The 16,730-nt window shown below is 69.6% G+C and carries 13 protein-coding genes; 4 read left to right on the top strand and 9 right to left on the bottom strand.

What is annotated here, in order from left to right:
- Positions 1 to 43: 43 nt before the first annotated feature.
- The 3 genes from ACW5DW_RS12910 to ACW5DW_RS12900 form a co-directional block, all read right to left on the bottom strand.
- The gene (locus ACW5DW_RS12910) at positions 44 to 382 is read right to left on the bottom strand and encodes an FmdB family zinc ribbon protein (RefSeq protein WP_457019375.1); all 339 of its coding nucleotides are present in this window, start codon (positions 380 to 382) and stop codon (positions 44 to 46) included.
- Positions 383 to 464: 82 nt separating this feature from the next.
- Positions 465 to 1,175, bottom strand: coding sequence for a hypothetical protein (locus ACW5DW_RS12905; protein ID WP_457019374.1), 711 nt, complete (start codon positions 1,173 to 1,175; stop codon positions 465 to 467).
- Positions 1,176 to 1,308: 133 nt separating this feature from the next.
- Positions 1,309 to 3,177 carry an ABC-F family ATP-binding cassette domain-containing protein gene (locus ACW5DW_RS12900; RefSeq protein WP_457019373.1) on the bottom strand — a complete coding sequence of 623 codons (1,869 nt, stop codon included), beginning with the start codon at positions 3,175 to 3,177 and terminating at the stop codon, positions 1,309 to 1,311.
- A gap of 147 nt (positions 3,178 to 3,324) precedes the next feature.
- On the opposite strand from ACW5DW_RS12900, the gene ACW5DW_RS12895 reads away from it, so the two are divergent.
- From ACW5DW_RS12895 to ACW5DW_RS12885, 3 genes are all read left to right on the top strand, one after another.
- On the top strand, positions 3,325 to 5,733 hold the full coding sequence (locus ACW5DW_RS12895; RefSeq protein ID WP_457019372.1) for a TonB-dependent receptor plug domain-containing protein: 2,409 nt from the start codon (positions 3,325 to 3,327) through the stop codon (positions 5,731 to 5,733).
- 147 nt (positions 5,734 to 5,880) lie between these two features.
- On the top strand, positions 5,881 to 7,635 hold the full coding sequence (gene ybaL, locus ACW5DW_RS12890) for a YbaL family putative K(+) efflux transporter (protein WP_457019370.1): 1,755 nt from the start codon (positions 5,881 to 5,883) through the stop codon (positions 7,633 to 7,635).
- A gap of 89 nt (positions 7,636 to 7,724) precedes the next feature.
- Positions 7,725 to 8,444, top strand: coding sequence for an SIR2 family NAD-dependent protein deacylase (locus ACW5DW_RS12885; RefSeq protein WP_457019368.1), 720 nt, complete (start codon positions 7,725 to 7,727; stop codon positions 8,442 to 8,444).
- Positions 8,445 to 8,636: 192 nt separating this feature from the next.
- Here ACW5DW_RS12885 and ACW5DW_RS12880 read toward each other — a convergent pair whose 3' ends face one another.
- The 6 genes from ACW5DW_RS12880 to rluD all read right to left on the bottom strand — a co-directional run bounded on the left by ACW5DW_RS12880 (position 8,637) and on the right by rluD (position 15,743).
- Positions 8,637 to 9,926 (bottom strand): O-acetylhomoserine aminocarboxypropyltransferase/cysteine synthase family protein, encoded by a 1,290-nt coding sequence (locus tag ACW5DW_RS12880; RefSeq protein ID WP_457019366.1) that lies wholly within the window; start codon positions 9,924 to 9,926, stop codon positions 8,637 to 8,639.
- A 160-nt stretch (positions 9,927 to 10,086) separates the two neighbouring features.
- On the bottom strand, positions 10,087 to 12,672 hold the full coding sequence (gene clpB / locus ACW5DW_RS12875; protein ID WP_457019365.1) for an ATP-dependent chaperone ClpB: 2,586 nt from the start codon (positions 12,670 to 12,672) through the stop codon (positions 10,087 to 10,089).
- A 150-nt stretch (positions 12,673 to 12,822) separates the two neighbouring features.
- Entirely contained in the window at positions 12,823 to 13,239 is a 417-nt protein-coding gene (locus tag ACW5DW_RS12870; RefSeq protein WP_457019578.1) for a thiol-disulfide oxidoreductase DCC family protein, read from the bottom strand.
- 50 nt (positions 13,240 to 13,289) lie between these two features.
- Positions 13,290 to 13,820, bottom strand: a complete 531-nt coding sequence (locus ACW5DW_RS12865) for a DUF4166 domain-containing protein (RefSeq protein ID WP_457019364.1) — start codon at positions 13,818 to 13,820, stop codon at positions 13,290 to 13,292.
- A gap of 166 nt (positions 13,821 to 13,986) precedes the next feature.
- Complete coding sequence (gene pgeF / locus ACW5DW_RS12860; RefSeq protein ID WP_457019362.1) at positions 13,987 to 14,751, bottom strand: peptidoglycan editing factor PgeF; 765 nt, start codon at positions 14,749 to 14,751, stop codon at positions 13,987 to 13,989.
- Positions 14,745 to 15,743 carry a 23S rRNA pseudouridine(1911/1915/1917) synthase RluD gene (gene rluD, locus ACW5DW_RS12855; RefSeq protein WP_457019361.1) on the bottom strand — a complete coding sequence of 333 codons (999 nt, stop codon included), beginning with the start codon at positions 15,741 to 15,743 and terminating at the stop codon, positions 14,745 to 14,747. Before rluD ends, pgeF begins: the two co-directional genes overlap by 7 nt.
- A gap of 87 nt (positions 15,744 to 15,830) precedes the next feature.
- Here rluD and ACW5DW_RS12850 point away from each other — a divergent pair, with 87 nt between their 5' ends.
- Positions 15,831 to 16,706 carry an outer membrane protein assembly factor BamD gene (locus ACW5DW_RS12850; RefSeq protein ID WP_457019360.1) on the top strand — a complete coding sequence of 292 codons (876 nt, stop codon included), beginning with the start codon at positions 15,831 to 15,833 and terminating at the stop codon, positions 16,704 to 16,706.
- Positions 16,707 to 16,730 lie beyond the last annotated feature (24 nt).

Here is a 16,730-nt window from a genome sequence, read left to right as displayed (position 1 = left end):
TAAACGGGGCCGCGCGCGAGTTGCCGCGCGGCACGCGACGGGATCAGGCGTCGGCAGCCTTGGTCGCAGGCGCGGCGGCCGGCGTGGCCGCGGGCTTGGCCGCATCGGGCGATGAGCCGCCGGTGTCGCCCTTCGAATCGCCCTTGGATTCTTTCGACCCGCCATCGCCGCCATCGGCGATGTTGCGCTTGCGGTCGCCGTCCTTCTTGAAGTCGGTCTCGTACCAGCCGCCACCGGCCAGGCGGAACGAAGGCGCGGTCAGCGTGCGCTTGACCGACGCGGCGCTGCAGGACGGGCAAGCGTCCGGGTCCGGGTCTGAAAGCTTCTGCAGGCGGTCGAAGCTGTGACCGCACTGCTCGCAGCGGTACGCATAGATGGGCATGGCGATATCGGTTGGTGGTTCGTCTCGAGCGCGCAGTGTGGGGGCGGCGCCGCGGAAAGCAAGCCGGCAGCGCCGCCGCCACTTACTCCTGCGGCGCGCTGCCCCACGGTGCGGGCGGCAGGTCCACGGCCTGCGACAGGTCGAACTCGACCTTGAACTCGCGGCCGCCCGGACGGGTGAGCTCGTAGAGGAAGCGCTGCCCGGGCTCGACTTCCATCGCCCAGGTGTTGGTCACCGAGACGTCGAGACCCTCGCGCTCGAACACCGCGATCGATTCGGCATCGACCGGGAACTCCTGGCGCACGGCGGTGCCGGCGCTGGCGGTATCGCCGCCGTACATGGTGACCGCGTCGTCGCTGCCGTCCTCGTGGCGGTGGTCGTGCTTGAGTCGCAGGCCGTCGCCGGTGCGGGTCAGCACCCAGGTGCGCGAGTGGTCATCGCCCACGTGGAACGGCACGCGCAGTTCGCGCGCGGGCGCCTCACAGCCGCGCACGTGCATCACCAGGCGCTTGCCCTCGAACGCGTCCGGCTCGGCCGAGGCAGGCTGGTTGGCGACGACGCGCCCTTCGAACGCCTGCCCGCAGTGGCGCGCGAGCGCTGCCAGGAACTGGTCGGCGGGTGCCTGCGCGTCGGACGCCTGCGACGGGTCGATGCCTTCGGCCGCGGCATCGGCCTGCGCTGCCGCATTGTTGTCGCCGGCATCGGTGCTGGTTCCGCTGCAGGCGGACAGCGCGAGTGCAAGCGCGGCGAGGGGAAGGATGCGGTGCGTGATGTAGCGATGTGTTTTATTCATCGCTGCACCGTAACCGCGCAGGTGTGGCATCGCAAGTTGCCGGATAGCGGCCGAAGCCCCTTCTGCAGATACTCGATTGCGACGGAGGCGCCGCACGAAATCCATTGTCCTCGCGGCGAGGCCGCGATTGCACTCAGCCGTACAGCGACAGCAGTTCGCCTTCCGCATCGTCCAGCTGCGCGCGCAGTGCCGCCTGCTTCTGGCCGATGTCGACCACCCGGGCACCATCGGCGTAGATCGCGGGCTCGGCCAGTTCGGCTTCCAGGTCCGCCAGCGCCTGCTCGAGTTCGGCCACGCGCGCTTCGACCTTGCCCAGCCTGTGCGGGTTGACCTTCGCCGCCGGCCTGGCTGGCTCGGGCGGCGGCTCCGCAACCTTGGGCATCGCGGGCGCACGCGCCTGTTCGCCGGAGGGTCGCGAACGCAGCCACGCCGCGTATTCGTCCAGGTCTCCGTCGAACGGCTTGACCACGCCATCGGACACGCGCCAGAAGGTGTCGCTCACCAGTCCGATCAGGTGCCGGTCGTGCGACACCAGCACGATCGCGCCCTCGAAATCGCTCAGCGCTTCGGCAAGTGCCTCGCGCATGTCGAGGTCCAGATGGTTGGTCGGTTCGTCGAGCAGCAGCACGTTCGGCTGGCGCCAGGCGATCAACGCCAGCGCCAGCCGCGCGCGCTCGCCGCCGGAGAAGCCATCGATGCTTTCGAACGCGCGCTCGCCGGGGAAATACCACTTGCCCAGGAAATCGCGGAAGGCCTGCGTCGACGTGTCCGGTGACAGCTCGCGCAGGTGGTCGATCGCCGAAGTGCCGGCAACCAGTGATTCCACCGTGTGCTGGGCGAAGTAGCCGATGCGCAGGTCCGGATGGGCATAGCGCTCGCCGGCCAGCAGCGGCAGCTCCCCGACCAGCGACTTGACCAGGGTCGACTTGCCGGCGCCGTTGGGACCGAGCAGACCGATGCGGTCGCCGGCCTCGAGGCCGAAACCGACGTTTTCCAGAATGCGTATTGCGCCCTTCCCTTCAAGGGGCTTTGGGACGTAACCGCACACGCCATCGTTGATCCGCAGCAGCGCATGCGGCAGCTTCGCAGGCGCAGGAAACTCGATGCGGAACTCGCGCTCGGCGCGCACCGCCTCGGTGCCGGCCAGCTTGGCCAGTCGCTTCATCCGGCTCTGCGCCTGGCGCGCCTTGCTGGCCTGGGCCTTGAAGCGGTCGATGAACTTCTGCAGGTGGGCGCGCTCGGCCTGTTCCTTCTCGTGCACGACCTGCTGCTGGCGCAGGTGCTCGGCGCGCTGACGCTCGAAGGCGGTGTAGTCGCCGACGTACAGCTTGGCCTTGCCGTCGTTGAGGTGCAGCGTATGGGTGCTCACGCCATCGAGGAATTCGCGATCGTGGCTGATCAGCAGCAGCGTGCCCGGGTACTTGAGCAGCCACTGCTCCAGCCACAGCACCGCGTCGAGGTCGAGGTGGTTGGTGGGCTCGTCGAGCAGCAGCAGGTCGCTGGGCATCATCAACGCGCGCGCCAGGTTCAGGCGCACCCGCCAGCCGCCCGAGAACGAACTCACCGCGCGGCGATGGGTCTCGGCGGGGAAGCCCAGACCGTGCAGCAGGCGCCCGGCGCGGGCCTCGGCGTCGTAGCCGTCCAGCTCCGCCAGGCGCTGGTGCGCGACGGCCACGGACTCCCAGTCCTCGCGCGCGGCGGCTTCGGCCTCGGCGCGGATCACCGCGGCGACCACGTCGTCGCCGCCAAGCACGAACTCGATCGCCGGGTCGGGCAGCGACGGGGTTTCCTGCGCCACGCTGGCGATGCGCACCCGGTTGGGCACGTCCAGGTCGCCCTTGTCGGGTTCGAGTTCGCCGCGCACGGCGGCGAACAGGGAGGACTTGCCGGTGCCGTTGCGCCCGACCACGCCCGCCCGGTAACCGGCGTGCAGGGTGAGGTCGACGTTGGACAGCAGGAGGCGTTCGCCGCGGCGGAGGGCGAAATTGCGGAAAGCGATCATGACCGACCATTCTAAAGGAGTAGGCCGGGACGCCGCCAAAGCAGTCGCTCATGCCCGAAAGGAATAAGGCGATCGGGATTGCCCCTTTGGCGATTTGTTACGTAGGGGTTAATTTCACACCCACCCCTCTCCCCCCTAGGAGCCGACATGATCCGCCACCCCCTCACCGCCGCCCTGTTGCTGACCTTGACTGCTTCCGCAGCCCACGCGCAGTCGCAGGACGCTCCGGCCGACGCCGGCAGGACCCTGGATACGGTCATCGTGACCGGCACCCGCGTCGCCGACCGCACCGTCGCCGAGTCCCAGTCGCCGATCGACATCCTGACCCCTGAAGCCCTGCAGGCCACGGGCACCGTGGAGCTGGCGACCGCGCTGTCGCGCGCCCTGCCCTCGCTGAATTTCCCGCGCCCCGCCGTCACCGACGGCACCAGCGGCGTGCGCCCGGCGCAGCTGCGCGGCCTCTCGCCGGACCAGGTGCTGGTGCTGGTGAACGGCAAGCGCCGCCACATCTCCGCCCTGGTCAACGTCAACGGCAGCATCGGCCGCGGCTCCTCGGCGGTCGACCTCAACGCCATTCCGATCGCGGCCATCGCGCGGGTGGAAGTGCTGCGCGACGGCGCGTCCGCGCAGTACGGCTCCGATGCCATCGCCGGCGTGGTCAACGTCGTGCTCAAGGGTGCCGAACGGGGCGGCAGCCTGCAGGTCGACCTTGGCCAGTATTCGGCCGGCGACGGCAAGAACGGCCAGATCTCCGGCGATGCCGGGATCACCTATGCCGGCGACCGCGGCAACCTGCACGTGGCAGCCCAGCTCAGCGACCAGGACTCCACCAACCGCGCGCGCCCCTACCACCCCGATCCGTCCCAGGGCGTGACGCCGGCGCCGCACACCGGCAACAACCCGGGCGTCGGCGAGGTCGGTTTTGTCTACGGCGACCCCGCGGTGCAGGCGGCCAGCGTCTCGGCGACCACCGAGTTCAGCTTCAGCGAACACCTCACCGGCTACGCCAGCACCATCGCCAGCAACCGCGACATCGTGTCCTTCGCCTTCTACCGCTCGCGCAACCACAGCAGCCAGGGCGCACTGCTGGCCCTCGCCTATCCGGACGGCTTCGTGCCCGAGATCAACCAGGTTTCGCGCGACCGCTCGCTGGCCGCGGGCCTCAAGGGATGGACCGACAGCGGCTGGAACTGGGACCTGAGCTACAACTACGGCAGCAACGATCTCGAGTTCTACACCCAGAACTCGATCAACTATTCGCTCGGCGCCGACAGCCCGCGCCGCTTCTACGACGGCACCCTGGAATACAGCCAGCAGGTGGCCAACCTCGACGTGACCCGGGCGCTTGAACTCGGCCTGCCCTACCCGGCCACGCTGTCGCTCGGCGCCGAGTACCGCCAGGAAGAGTGGAGCCAGTCGGCCGGCGAGCCAGCCTCGTACAGCGGCTCGGGCGCACAGGGCTTCGGCGGATTCACCGCGCTCAACGCGGGCAGCTTCGACCGCTCCAGCTATTCGGTCTACGCCGGGCTGGAAGCGGACGTGAGCGACCGCTTCTCGGCCGGTGTCGCCGCCCGCTACGAGGACTACGACGATTTCGGCAGCGAACTGTCTGGCAAGCTGTCCGCACGCTTCGCGTTCAACGATGCGGTCGCCCTGCGTGGCACCGTGGCCAGCGGCTTCCGCGCGCCGGCGCTGGGCCAGCAGTACTACCAGGCGGTCACCAGCAACAGCATCAGCGGCGTGTTCTACGAATCCGGCACCTTCCGCACCACCAGCGCGGCGGCGCTCGCCCTCGGCGCGGAACCGCTGCAGGCCGAAACCTCGCTGTCGTATGGCCTCGGCCTGGTGCTGCAGCCGGTCGAGCGCCTGTACGTGACCATCGACGCCTACAGCATCGACATCGACGACCGCGTCGTGCTGTCGTCCAACCTGATCGCCAACCAGGCCGTGACCGATCTGCTGGCCGGCCTCGGGATCACCAACGTCACCAGTGCGCGCTACTTCACCAACGCGGTTGACACGCGCACGCGCGGCATCGACATCGTGGGCAGCTACTCGATCCCGCTGCAACGCGGCGCGCTCAACCTCACCGCCGGCCACAACTACAACAAGACCGAGATCACCCGCATCGCCGAGAACCCGGTGGAACTCGAGACGCTGGGCGTCGAGCTCGAACGCATCGGCCGCGACGAGCAGGGCCGCATCGAGGAAGGCTATCCGCGCACCAAGACCATGATCGGCGCGTCGTGGAACCTGCAGCAGTGGGACCTGAACCTGGGTGCGACCCGGCACGGCGACTACACCACGCGCCAGTCCAGCGCGGCGCTGGCCGCGCGCGATCAGACCTTCGATGCCAAATGGCTGCTCGACGCATCCGTCAGCTACCGCCCGGCGGATCGCTGGACCCTGACCCTGGGCGCGGACAACATCCTCAACGAGTATCCGGACGAGAACCTTTACCTCAACTCGACCACCGGCCAGTTCCCGTACAACAGCCAGTCGCCGTTCGGCTTCAACGGCGCCTATGTGTACGGGCGTGTCGGCTACCGCTGGTAGGCGACGCCCGCGCTTGATCCGAAGGCCCGGCATTGCCGGGCTTTCGCGTTTCAGGGCGCACGCAAGCGCGTACAAACGCGCGATTTGCCCGGAACGGGCGCATTCGGCGAAACTGCGTTCCCGGAAGCGACGATCGCCGCATATTCGATGCCCCATGACACCGACCTGATCAGTATCATCGCAGTCGGCCTTGCCGTGGCGTTCGTGCTCGGTGCGCTGGCCAACCGGCTGCGCATGTCTCCACTGGTCGGGTATCTCGTCGCCGGCATCATCGTCGGGCCGTTCACACCTGGCTTCGTCGCCGACCAGGAGCTGGCCAACCAGCTCGCCGAGATCGGCGTGATGCTGCTGATGTTCGGCGTCGGCCTGCACTTCTCGCTCAAGGACCTCATGGAGGTCAAGGCGATCGCGATCCCGGGCGCGGTCGCCCAGATTGTCGTGGCCACCCTGCTCGGCTGGGGCCTTGCGGCGATCCTCGGCTGGCCCACCCTGCACGGCATCATCTTCGGCTTCGCCCTGGCCACCGCGAGTACGGTCGTCCTGCTGCGGGCGATGGAGGAGCGGCGCCTGCTCGACACCACGCGCGGCAGGATCGCGGTGGGCTGGCTGATCGTCGAAGACCTGGCTTGCGTGATCGCGCTGGTGATGATGCCGGTGATGGCCGACATCTTCGTCGGCACCGATGGCGCGCCGCCGCCGACGTTCCGCGCGGTCTCGCTGACCGTGCTGTGGACCCTGCTCAAGGTCGCCGCCTTCGTCGCGGTGATGATGGTGGTCGGTCGGCGCCTGATCCCGTTGGTGCTCGAGCGCGTTGCCGGCACCGGCTCGCGCGAGCTGTTCACCCTATCGGTGCTGGCGATCGCGCTTGGCATCGCGTTCGGCTCCGCGTTGCTGTTCGGCGTGTCGTTCGCGCTGGGCGCGTTCTTCGCCGGCATGCTGCTCAACGAGTCCGAGCTCAGCCACAAGGCGGCCAGTGATTCGCTGCCGCTACGCGATGCCTTCGCGGTGCTGTTCTTCGTCTCGGTGGGCATGCTGTTCGACCCGATGATCCTGGTGCACCGCCCGCTCGAGGTGCTGGCCACGGCCTTCATCATCATCTTCGGCAAGTCGGCGGTCGCCTTCTTCATCGTGCGCGCCTTCGGCCATCCGACCTCCACCGCCCTGACCATCTCGGCGAGCCTGGCGCAGATTGGGGAGTTCGCCTTCATCATCGCCGGCCTCGGCGTGGCGCTGCGCATGCTGTCGGTGGACGAGCAGTCGCTGGTGCTGGCTGGCGCGCTGATCTCGATCATGCTCAACCCGATGATCTTCCGCCTGCTCGACCGGCGCCTGGCGAAGAAGGCCGCGGCCGAAGCCGCGGTAGCCGCCGCGCTGGCGGGCGAGCCCGAGGAGGATCCGCTGGAGCACCCCGCGCTCGACGTCGACGACCACACCATCGTGGTGGGCTATGGCCGTGTGGGCCGGCAGCTTGCGCTGCTGCTGCGCGATCGCGGCGTGCCGGTGGTGGTCGTCGAGGAGGACGCCGACCTCGCCCATCGCGCACGCGAGGAAGGCATGTTGACCGTACGCGGCAACGTCGCGTCCGAGCCGGTGATGCACGAGGCGCTGCCCAAGCGCGCCAAGCTTGCGGTGTTCGCGATTCCGCGCGCGCTCGAGGCCGGCGAGACGATCGAGCGCATGAAGAAGGTCAACCCTGCGCTCACCGTGCTGGCCCGCGCGCACAGCGAAGCAGAGGTGCGCCACCTGCTGCAGCACGGCGCCGACGGCGCGGTGCTGGCCGAGCGCGAACTGGCGTTCTCGCTGGCCGAGATGGTGATGTCGACCCCACCCTACCGACCCGCGCGCAAGGTGGCCGGCGACGATGCCGCCCCGCCCAGCGATCCGGCGCCAGCGGCGGCGTGAATCCACGTCGGCCGCTAGCAATCGTGATCCGGTCCCGACGGCTGTCATCCCGAACGCAGTGAGGGATCCCTGACCGCAGGAGCTGACCCATGCGCATCGCCTTCCTCACCGGCGCGGGCATGTCCGCCGAAAGCGGCATCCCCACCTTCCGCGACGCCTTGACCGGACTGTGGTCGCGCTACGACGCCGAACAGTTGGCGACGCCGCAGGCCTTCCGCCGCGATCCGGCGCTGTGCTGGGGCTGGTACCGGTGGCGGGCGGCGATGGTGCGTCGCGCCCGTCCCAACGCCGGACACCTGGGCATCGCCGGGTTTGCGCAGCGCGGACATGCGGTGTCGGTGATCACGCAGAACGTCGATGACCTGCACGAACGTGCCGGCTCCGACGACGTGGTGCACCTGCACGGCAGTCTGTTCGCTTCGCGCTGCCTGGACTGTGGCCACACGCTCGCGCCTGATCCGATCCTCGACGGCCTGGATGCGCTGACCGAAGGCGCACGCGAGTCACCGCCGTCCTGCCCTGCCTGCGGCGGCCCGTTCCGGCCGGGCGTGGTCTGGTTCGGTGAGGCGCTTCCGGACGAGGCCTGGCAGCAAGCCTGCGCGGCACTGGATGCGTGCGAACTGCTGGTCGTGGTCGGCACCTCGGGACTGGTGCATCCGGCAGCGTCGCTGCCGCAGCTTGCGCGCCGCCGCGGCGTGCGCGTGGTCGAGATCAATCCGGTCGAGAGCGCGGTGTCGGCCTACGCGGACGAGCGGCTGCGGATGACGGCGAGCGCGGGTGTGCAGAAGTTGCTGGAACGCCTGGGCTGATGGGGCACACGCGGCGCATGTCGGAAGGCGTGCGAGCACATCGCGGCTGCGGGCAAGTCGCATCATGCCGGGTCAGGCGTCGTGCCGGAGATCCCTCGCTGCGCTCGGGATGACAGGCGGGAAGCCGCGCCGCGTCAGGCAAGCCAAGCCTGGGGCGCAGCGCAGCTCTGGCCGGGGCTGCCAGCTTCCGGATCAGGCCTGGGCCAGCGCCTGCTCCAGATCGGCAAGCAGGTCGTCGACGTGTTCGATGCCGACGCACAGGCGCACCGTGTCCTCGGTCACTCCGGCCTGCTCGAGTTCCGCCGGCGAGAGCTGGCGATGGGTGGTCGACGCCGGATGCGTGGCCAGCGAACGCGTGTCGCCGATGTTCACCAGCCTGGTGAACAGCTGCAGTGCGTCGAGGAAGCGCGCGCCCGCCTCGCGGCCACCCGCCAGTCCGAAGGTGAACAGGCCCGACGCGCCGCCATCGCGCAGGTACTTCTGCGCGAGTGCATGGTCCGGGTGGCCCTCGAGGCTGGCGTAGTTCACCCACTCGACCTTGGGGTGCGCCTGCAGGTGCCGCGCGACGGCCAGGGTGTTGGCATTGATCCGGTCCATGCGCAGCGGCAGCGTCTCGATGCCCTGCAGGATCAGGAACGCGTTGAACGGTGACAGCGCCGCGCCGGTATTGCGCAACGGCACCACGCGCGCACGGCCGATGTAGGCGGCCGGGCCCAGCGCCTCGGTGTAGACCACGCCGTGGTAGCTCACGTCCGGCTCGTTGAGGCGGCGGAAGCGCGCCTTGTGCTCGGCCCAGGGGAACTTGCCCGAGTCGACGATGGCACCGCCGATGCTGTTGCCGTGGCCGCCCAGGTACTTGGTCAGCGAATGCACCACGATGTCGGCGCCGAAATCGATCGGCCGCAGCAGGTACGGGCTGGGCACGGTGTTGTCGACGATCAGCGGCACGCCGTGGGCGTGCGCGACCTTCGCCACCGCCTCGATGTCGGTGATGTTGCCCAGCGGGTTGCCGATCGATTCGACGAACACGGCCTTGGTGCGCTCGTCGATCAGCTTGGCGAACGACTCCGGATCGCGATGATCGGCGAAGCGGGTCTCGATGCCGAACTGCGGCAGCGTGTGCGCGAACAGGTTGTAGGTGCCGCCGTACAGCGCGGCCGAGGAGACGATGTTGTCGCCGGCCTCGGAAATCGTCTGGATCGCGTAGGTGATCGCCGCCTGGCCCGAGGCCAGCGCCAGCGCGCCGATCCCGCCCTCCAGCGCCGCGACGCGCTGCTCCAGCACGTCGGTGGTCGGGTTCATGATGCGGGTGTAGATGTTGCCCGGCACCTTGAGGTCGAACAGGTCGGCGGCGTGCTGGGCGCTGTCGAAGGCGTAGGCCACGGTCTGGTAGATCGGCACCGCGACCGCGCGCGTGGTGGGATCGGGCGAATAGCCGGCGTGGACGGCGATGGTTTCGGGCTTCCAGTTGGCGTTGGACATTGGCGCTGCGCGGTTGGGACAAGGGCTGTCGACCATACGCCAAAGGGATCGCGCGGGGGTGTCAGGTTGCAGGGGCAACCATGGGGTTGGCTGCGGGGGTTGGGCTGCGGGGGCTTTGAGGCTGGCGAGGCGATGTTGCTTCGGCGGCCCCGCGGACCAATCACTCCTTGTCGAACACCAGCTTCCCGCCCTCGGCGTCCACGCGCACCGTATCGCCATTGCCGAACGCGCCCGACAGGATCTGCTGCGCCAGCGGGTTCTCCAGCTGCTGCTGGATCGCGCGCTTCAGCGGCCGCGCGCCGTACACCGGATCGAAGCCGACGTTGCCCAGCAGGTCGAACGCCTTCTCGGAAATCTCGATGCGGATGCCGCGCTCTCCCAGCCGCCGCTCCAGACCGCGCAGCTGGATGCGCGCGATCGAGCGGATCTGCGCCTTGTCCAGCGGATGGAACACCACGATGTCGTCGAGCCGGTTGATGAACTCCGGCCGGAAGTGGGCCTGCACCACGCCCATCACCGCCGCCTTGATCTGCACGTAGGCCTCGGGCGAATCGTCCGCCGACAGCTCCTGGATCTGGTGCGATCCCAGGTTGGAGGTCATCACGATGACCGTGTTGCGGAAGTCCACGGTGCGCCCCTGGCCATCGGTCAGGCGCCCGTCGTCGAGCACCTGCAGCAGGATGTTGAACACGTCCGGATGCGCCTTCTCGACCTCGTCGAGCAGGATCACGCTGTAGGGCCGGCGCCGAACCGCCTCGGTGAGGTAGCCGCCCTCCTCGTAGCCGACGTAGCCCGGGGGCGCGCCGACCAGGCGCGAGACCGCGTGCTTCTCCATGAACTCGCTCATGTCGATGCGCACCATGGCGTCGGTCGAATCGAACAGGAACTCGGCCAGCGCCTTGCACAGCTCGGTCTTGCCCACGCCGGTCGGGCCCAGGAACAGGAACGAGCCGCTGGGACGATCGGGATCGGACAGCCCGGCGCGCGAACGGCGCACCGCATCGGACACGACCTTGATCGCCTCGTCCTGCCCGACCACGCGGCCGTGCAGCGCCTGCTCCATGTTCAACAGCTTCTCGCGCTCGCCCTCGAGCATCTTGCTGACCGGGATGCCGGTCCAGCGCGCCACGACTTCCGCGATCTCCTCGGCGGTCACGCGATCCTGCAGCAGCTGGAATCCGGTCGTCTCGACCTCCTGCGCGGCCTTGAGCTGCTTCTCCAGTTCCGGCAGCGTGCCGTACTGGATTTCGCTCATCTTCGCGTAGTCCTGCTGGCGCTGCGCGGCCTCGAGCTGCAGGCGCGCCTGCTCGATCTGCTCCTTGATCCTGGTCGCACCCTGCACCATGGCCTTCTCGGCCTTCCAGATTTCCTCGAGGTCGTTGTACTCGCGCTCCAGGCCGTCGATCTCGGTCTGCAGGTCGGCAAGGCGCTGCTTCGATTCGGCGTCCTTCTCCTTCTTCAGCGCCTCGCGCTGGATCTTGAGCTGGATCAGTCGGCGCTCCTTGCGGTCGAGCTCCTCCGGCTTGGAGTCGATCTCCATGCGGATGCGCGAAGCCGCCTCGTCCATCAGGTCGATGGCCTTGTCGGGCAGCTTGCGGTCGGCGATGTAGCGGTGCGAGAGCGTGGCCGCGGCGACGATCGCCGGGTCGGTGATCTCCACGCCGTGGTGCACCGCGTAGCGCTCCTTGAGCCCGCGCAGGATCGCGATGGTGTCCTCGACGCTGGGCTCGCCGACGAACACCTTCTGGAAGCGCCGCTCCAGCGCCGCGTCCTTCTCCACGTACTTGCGGTACTCGTCGAGCGTGGTCGCGCCGATGCAGTGCAGCTCGCCGCGCGCCAGCGCCGGCTTGAGCATGTTGCCCGCGTCCATCGAGCCTTCGGCCTTGCCGGCGCCGACCATGGTGTGCAGCTCGTCGATGAACAGGATGATCTGGCCCTCGTTCTTGGCAAGGTCGTTGAGCACGGCCTTCAGCCGCTCCTCGAACTCGCCGCGGAACTTGGCGCCGGCGATCAGCGCGCCCATGTCGAGCGAGAGCACGCGCTTGCCGCGCAGGCCTTCGGGCACCTCGTTGTTGACGATGCGCTGGGCCAGGCCTTCGGCGATCGCGGTCTTGCCCACGCCCGGCTCGCCGATCAGCACCGGGTTGTTCTTGGTGCGGCGCTGCAGCACCTGGATGGTGCGGCGGATCTCCTCGTCGCGGCCGATGACCGGGTCGAGCTTGCCGCTCTCCGCGCGCGCGGTCAGGTCGATGGTGTACTTCTCCAGCGCCTGCCGCGATTCCTCGGCGTTCGCGTCGCGCACGCTTTCGCCGCCGCGCACCTTGTCGATCGCCGCTTCCAGCATCTGTTTGGTGGCACCGGCGGCCTTGAGCGCCTTGCCGGCCTCACCGCCGTCCTCGATCGCCGCGAGCAGGAACAGCTCGCTGGCGATGAAGGCATCTCCGCGCTGCTGCGCCAGCTTGTCGGTGACGTTGAGCAGGCGCATCAGGTCGTTGCCGACCGACAGCTGCCCGGCCTGGCCGGTCACCTTGGGCAGGCGTTCGAGCGCCTCGCCCAGGCGCTCGCGCAGCAGCGGCACGTTGACGCCGGCCTGCGACAGCAGCGGCCGCGTGCCGCCGCCCTGCTGGTCGATCAGTGCCACCAGCAGGTGGGCCGGTTCGATGAAATTGTGGTCGCGGCCCACGGCCAGCGACTGTGCGTCCTGCAGGGCCGCGGTGAAGCGCGACGTCAGCTTGTCCATCCGCATGGGAATCGCCTCGGGAAGGGTGGCCGGACGTGCCGGCAATGGTTTCCAGATGCGGGTGGGTGGCGGCGGATACAAGACTGCGTGGCTGTAGTGGCCACTCCACCCACCTGGATCGGCTGACCCACGCGCGTCCGCGACGCCGCCGGATGCTCAGTCGACGATGAACCGGTGCCGGTGCGCCGGGTCCGGCAGCCGGCACGCATCGCGGCGTCCGAACAGCCGATAGCGGTTGCGCGCGACGACGCGGTACAGCCGGTCGCGCACCGCAAGCGGCAGCAGCCGGCCCAGCGCGGCGAGCCGCCACGCCCCGCCCAGCCCGGACAGCACGCGCGCGATCGCGTCGGTATCGGTATGCGCGCCCTGCCCGTCCAGCAGCAGGAACGAAGCCGGGTCATCGGGATCCAGGCCGTGCGTGGCCAGCAGGCGCCGGCCGGCGGGGCTTTGCATCGCGGCGAAGCGGTAGCGGTGGCGCCGGTCGCGCGCCAGTAGGAAGTCCACCCAGCCGTTGCACAGCGCGCAGACGCCGTCGAAGACGATGATGCCGACGCCGGCCTCGGACTTGCCCATCGCGGCCGCCTGCGCCGGATCGCCAGGGCCGCGGCCGTCGGCCTTGCCGCTCATGCCGGTTCCAGCCAGCCCGCGTAGCGGATGATGCGCCCGGCCAGCGGCAGCGCCGCGTCGACCTCGAACCGGTAGCGTTCGTCCTGTTCGTACTCGCGGCAGCGCACGCCGTCGAACATCGACGCCGGCAGGGGCAGGATGCCGAACAGGCGCGCGCCCGCCACGGTCCACCAGATCACGCCTGCGTTCGCATACAGGGCGAAGCGGAACTGCAGCGGCCCGAGCCGTTCGCGCAGCAGGCCGTCGCGGAGGGTCAGGGTCGAGGTCATGCGCGCGCCGCCGAACTCGCGGCGCCAGGTTTCGCGGCGTGGCCCGCAGTCGAACTCGATCACGGTCGCCACCTCCTCGCCGGCGGCCGGCAGGCCGGCGATCCACGCGCACAGCCGCGCCAGCGGGTTCCTGCCGCGTTCGATCGTCGCCATGCCGGCGTAGCGGACGCGGCCGCGGCTCGCATGGAGCCGGCGCAGGCTCTCCGGCAAGCGGAAGAACGCGGCGCCAAGCGCCAGCTGGAACACGGTGGGCTGCATGCACTGGATCGGCGGAACGGGTGGCAAGGATAGCGGTTGCGATGCGCGGACTCGCGCCGGGTTGCAGCCACGCTGCGGACGCGGATGGGAGCGGTCGCGGGTGCGGGCGGGCGGGACCGGCCTGCAATGACGCTCGTCCGCTACGGGCGAGGCGGCCGCCCTGGGCTCAACCGGCTTGGATCCACGCCAGGGTCGCGATGCGTCCGCTGCGGCCATCGCGGCGGTGCGAGAAGAAGCGATCGGGTTCGGACATGGTGCACAGGCTGCCGCCGTGGATGTCCCCCGCGTCCATGCGCGCTGCCGCGAGGCGGCGGCGCGCCAGCGCGGGCAGGTCTGCCAGCCAGTGTCCCTCGCGGGTGGGCACGAACGCGCCCGCCGCGCCGGCGTCCAGCCCGACAAAGGCATCGAACACATTGCGCCCCACTTCATAGCGCAACGGGCCCGCACAAGGACCGATCCAGGCGACAACATCGGCGGGCGGCGTACGCATCGCCGCGAGCGTGGCTTCGAGCATGCCCTGCGACAGGCCCGGCCAGCCGGCATGCGCCGCGGCGATCTCGCTGCCGTCCTTCGCCGCGAAGACCACCGGCAGGCAGTCCGCGGTGAGGATGGCCAGCACGACACCGGGCGTGGAGGTGGTGGCGGCATCGGCCTGCGGCTCGGGCTCGCCCGCGGCCGGCCCATCGAACCCCACCACCCGCGTCCCGTGCACCTGCCACAGCCAGTGCGGCCACGACGGCAGCCCGAACCTCTCCACCAGCTCCGCCCGGTTGCGCGCGACCACCTCCGGGTCATCCCCCTGCGCGTCGCGGAAATTGCCGAGGTTGAACGTATCGAACGGCGCCGCGGAGCCCCCCGCGCCAGACCGCAGCGTGGTGAACGCACGCACGTTCGCCGGCAGCCCGGCCGCTTCGATGCGGTCGCCTACCACCGCCGCCCGCGCTCGGCTTCGGCATGCGCGGCCGCATCCGCGCGCAGGGCCGCCATCAACGCCAGCATGTCCTCGGGCACCGGCGCGCTGAAGCGCACCGGCTCGCCGCTGGCCGGATGCGCGAACTCCAGCGTCTCGGCATGCAGCGCCTGTCGGCGGAAGCCGCGCAGCGCCGCCACCAGTTCCTCCGACGCGCCCTTGGGCAGCTTGAGCGGCCCGCCGTACAGCGGATCGCCGACGATGGGATGGCGCACGTGGGTCATGTGCACGCGGATCTGGTGGGTGCGGCCGGTCTCTAGCCGGCACTCGACCGCGGTATGCGCCCGGAAACGTTCGCGCAGGCGGTAATGGGTCAACGCCTCGCGGCCGTCCTCGCGCACGGCCATGCGCACGCGGTCGCGCGGATGGCGGTCGATCGGCGCATTGACCGTGCCGCCGGCCACCAGCGCGCCGGTCGCCACCGCCAGGTACTGCCGGTGCACGCCGCGCGCCGACAGCTGCGCCACCAGCGCGGTCTGCGCCTGCAGGGTGCGCGCGACCACCATGACGCCGGAGGTGTCCTTGTCCAGCCGGTGGACGACGCCCGCACGCGGCACCGAAGCCAGCGCCGGATGGCGATACAACAGGGCGTTGACCAGGGTGCCGTCGGGATTGCCCGCGCCCGGATGCACCACCAGGCCGGCGGGCTTGTCGATCACCAGCACCTCGTCGTCCTCGTACAGGACCTGCAGCGGGATGTCCTGGGGCTCGGCCCGGGTTTCCGCCTCCAGGCGCACATGCAGGCTGACCTGCTCGCCGCCGCGCACCGGATCGCGCGGCCGCACCTCGCGGTCGTCCAGGCGGACGTCGCCGGAGCGGATCCATCCGGCCAGGCGCGAGCGCGAAAACTCGGGGAACAGCTCGGCCAGCACCGCATCGAAGCGGCGCCCGGCGGCGGTTGCGGGGACGCGGGCCACGCGCGGAGGGGTGGTGTCGGGACCGGGATCGGACATGGACGGCTGCGATTCAGGCGATGGACCCGGGCGACCGGGACGGGCTGGTATTATCCGCGCTTCGTGCCTAGCCTGCCTCCGGTGCCCATGACCGTCCGCCTGTCCCCGTTTCTCCGCACCGTGCTGCTGCTGCTCGTGATCGCCATCACCGCTTCCGGCTGCGCGCGCCTCAAGGGCGTCTTCAAGGACAAGGACGAGCACGAGGGGGTCCCGGTCGAGGAGCTCTACGACAAGGGCCTGTCGCAGATGCACAACGGCAACTGGTCCGGCGCGGCCGTCACCTACCGCCGCCTGCTCGCCCAGTATCCCTACGGGCCCTACACGGAGCAGGCGCTGATGGAAAGCGCCTACGCCCACTTCAAGATGGGCAACAACGAAGAGGCGATCTCCACGATCGACCGCTTCCTGCGCACCTATCCCACGCACAGCAACACGCCGTACATGTACTACCTGCGCGGGCTGGTGAACTCCAACCGCGACACGGTGTTCCTGCAGCGCGTGTGGAAGCTCGACGCCAGCCGCCGCGACCTGGCCACGCCCAGCCAGGCCTATGCCGACTTCAACACCCTGGCCGATCGTTATCCCTCCAGCCGCTACACCCCCGATGCGCGCCAGCGCATGGTCGCGCTGCGCAACATGTTCGCCCGCCACGAGATCGAGATCGCGCTGTACTACATGCGCCGCGACGCCTGGATCGCCGCCGCCGAACGCGCCACCTACCTGCTGGAAACCTACCCGCAGAGCGAGTTCCAGAACGATGCCGTGGCCGTGCTCGCCGCCGCCTACACCGAACTGGGCAACGAGACCCTGGCCGCCGACGCCCGCCGCGTGCTGCAGCAGAACGAGCCCGATCACCCGTTCCTGGCTGGCGACTGGCCGAACTATCCCTGGAACGTCCGCAAGCTCAATCCGTTCGCGGGCGAGAAGTCGGCGCTCGACAACGACGGCCGCGACCTGGACTGAGCGCGGGGTTGTGGAACGTGCAGA

This window comes from Luteimonas sp. A482, assembly GCF_054072655.1.
Note: the sequence above shows the minus strand (reverse complement) of the source record. Positions and strands in the feature narration are given on the sequence as shown.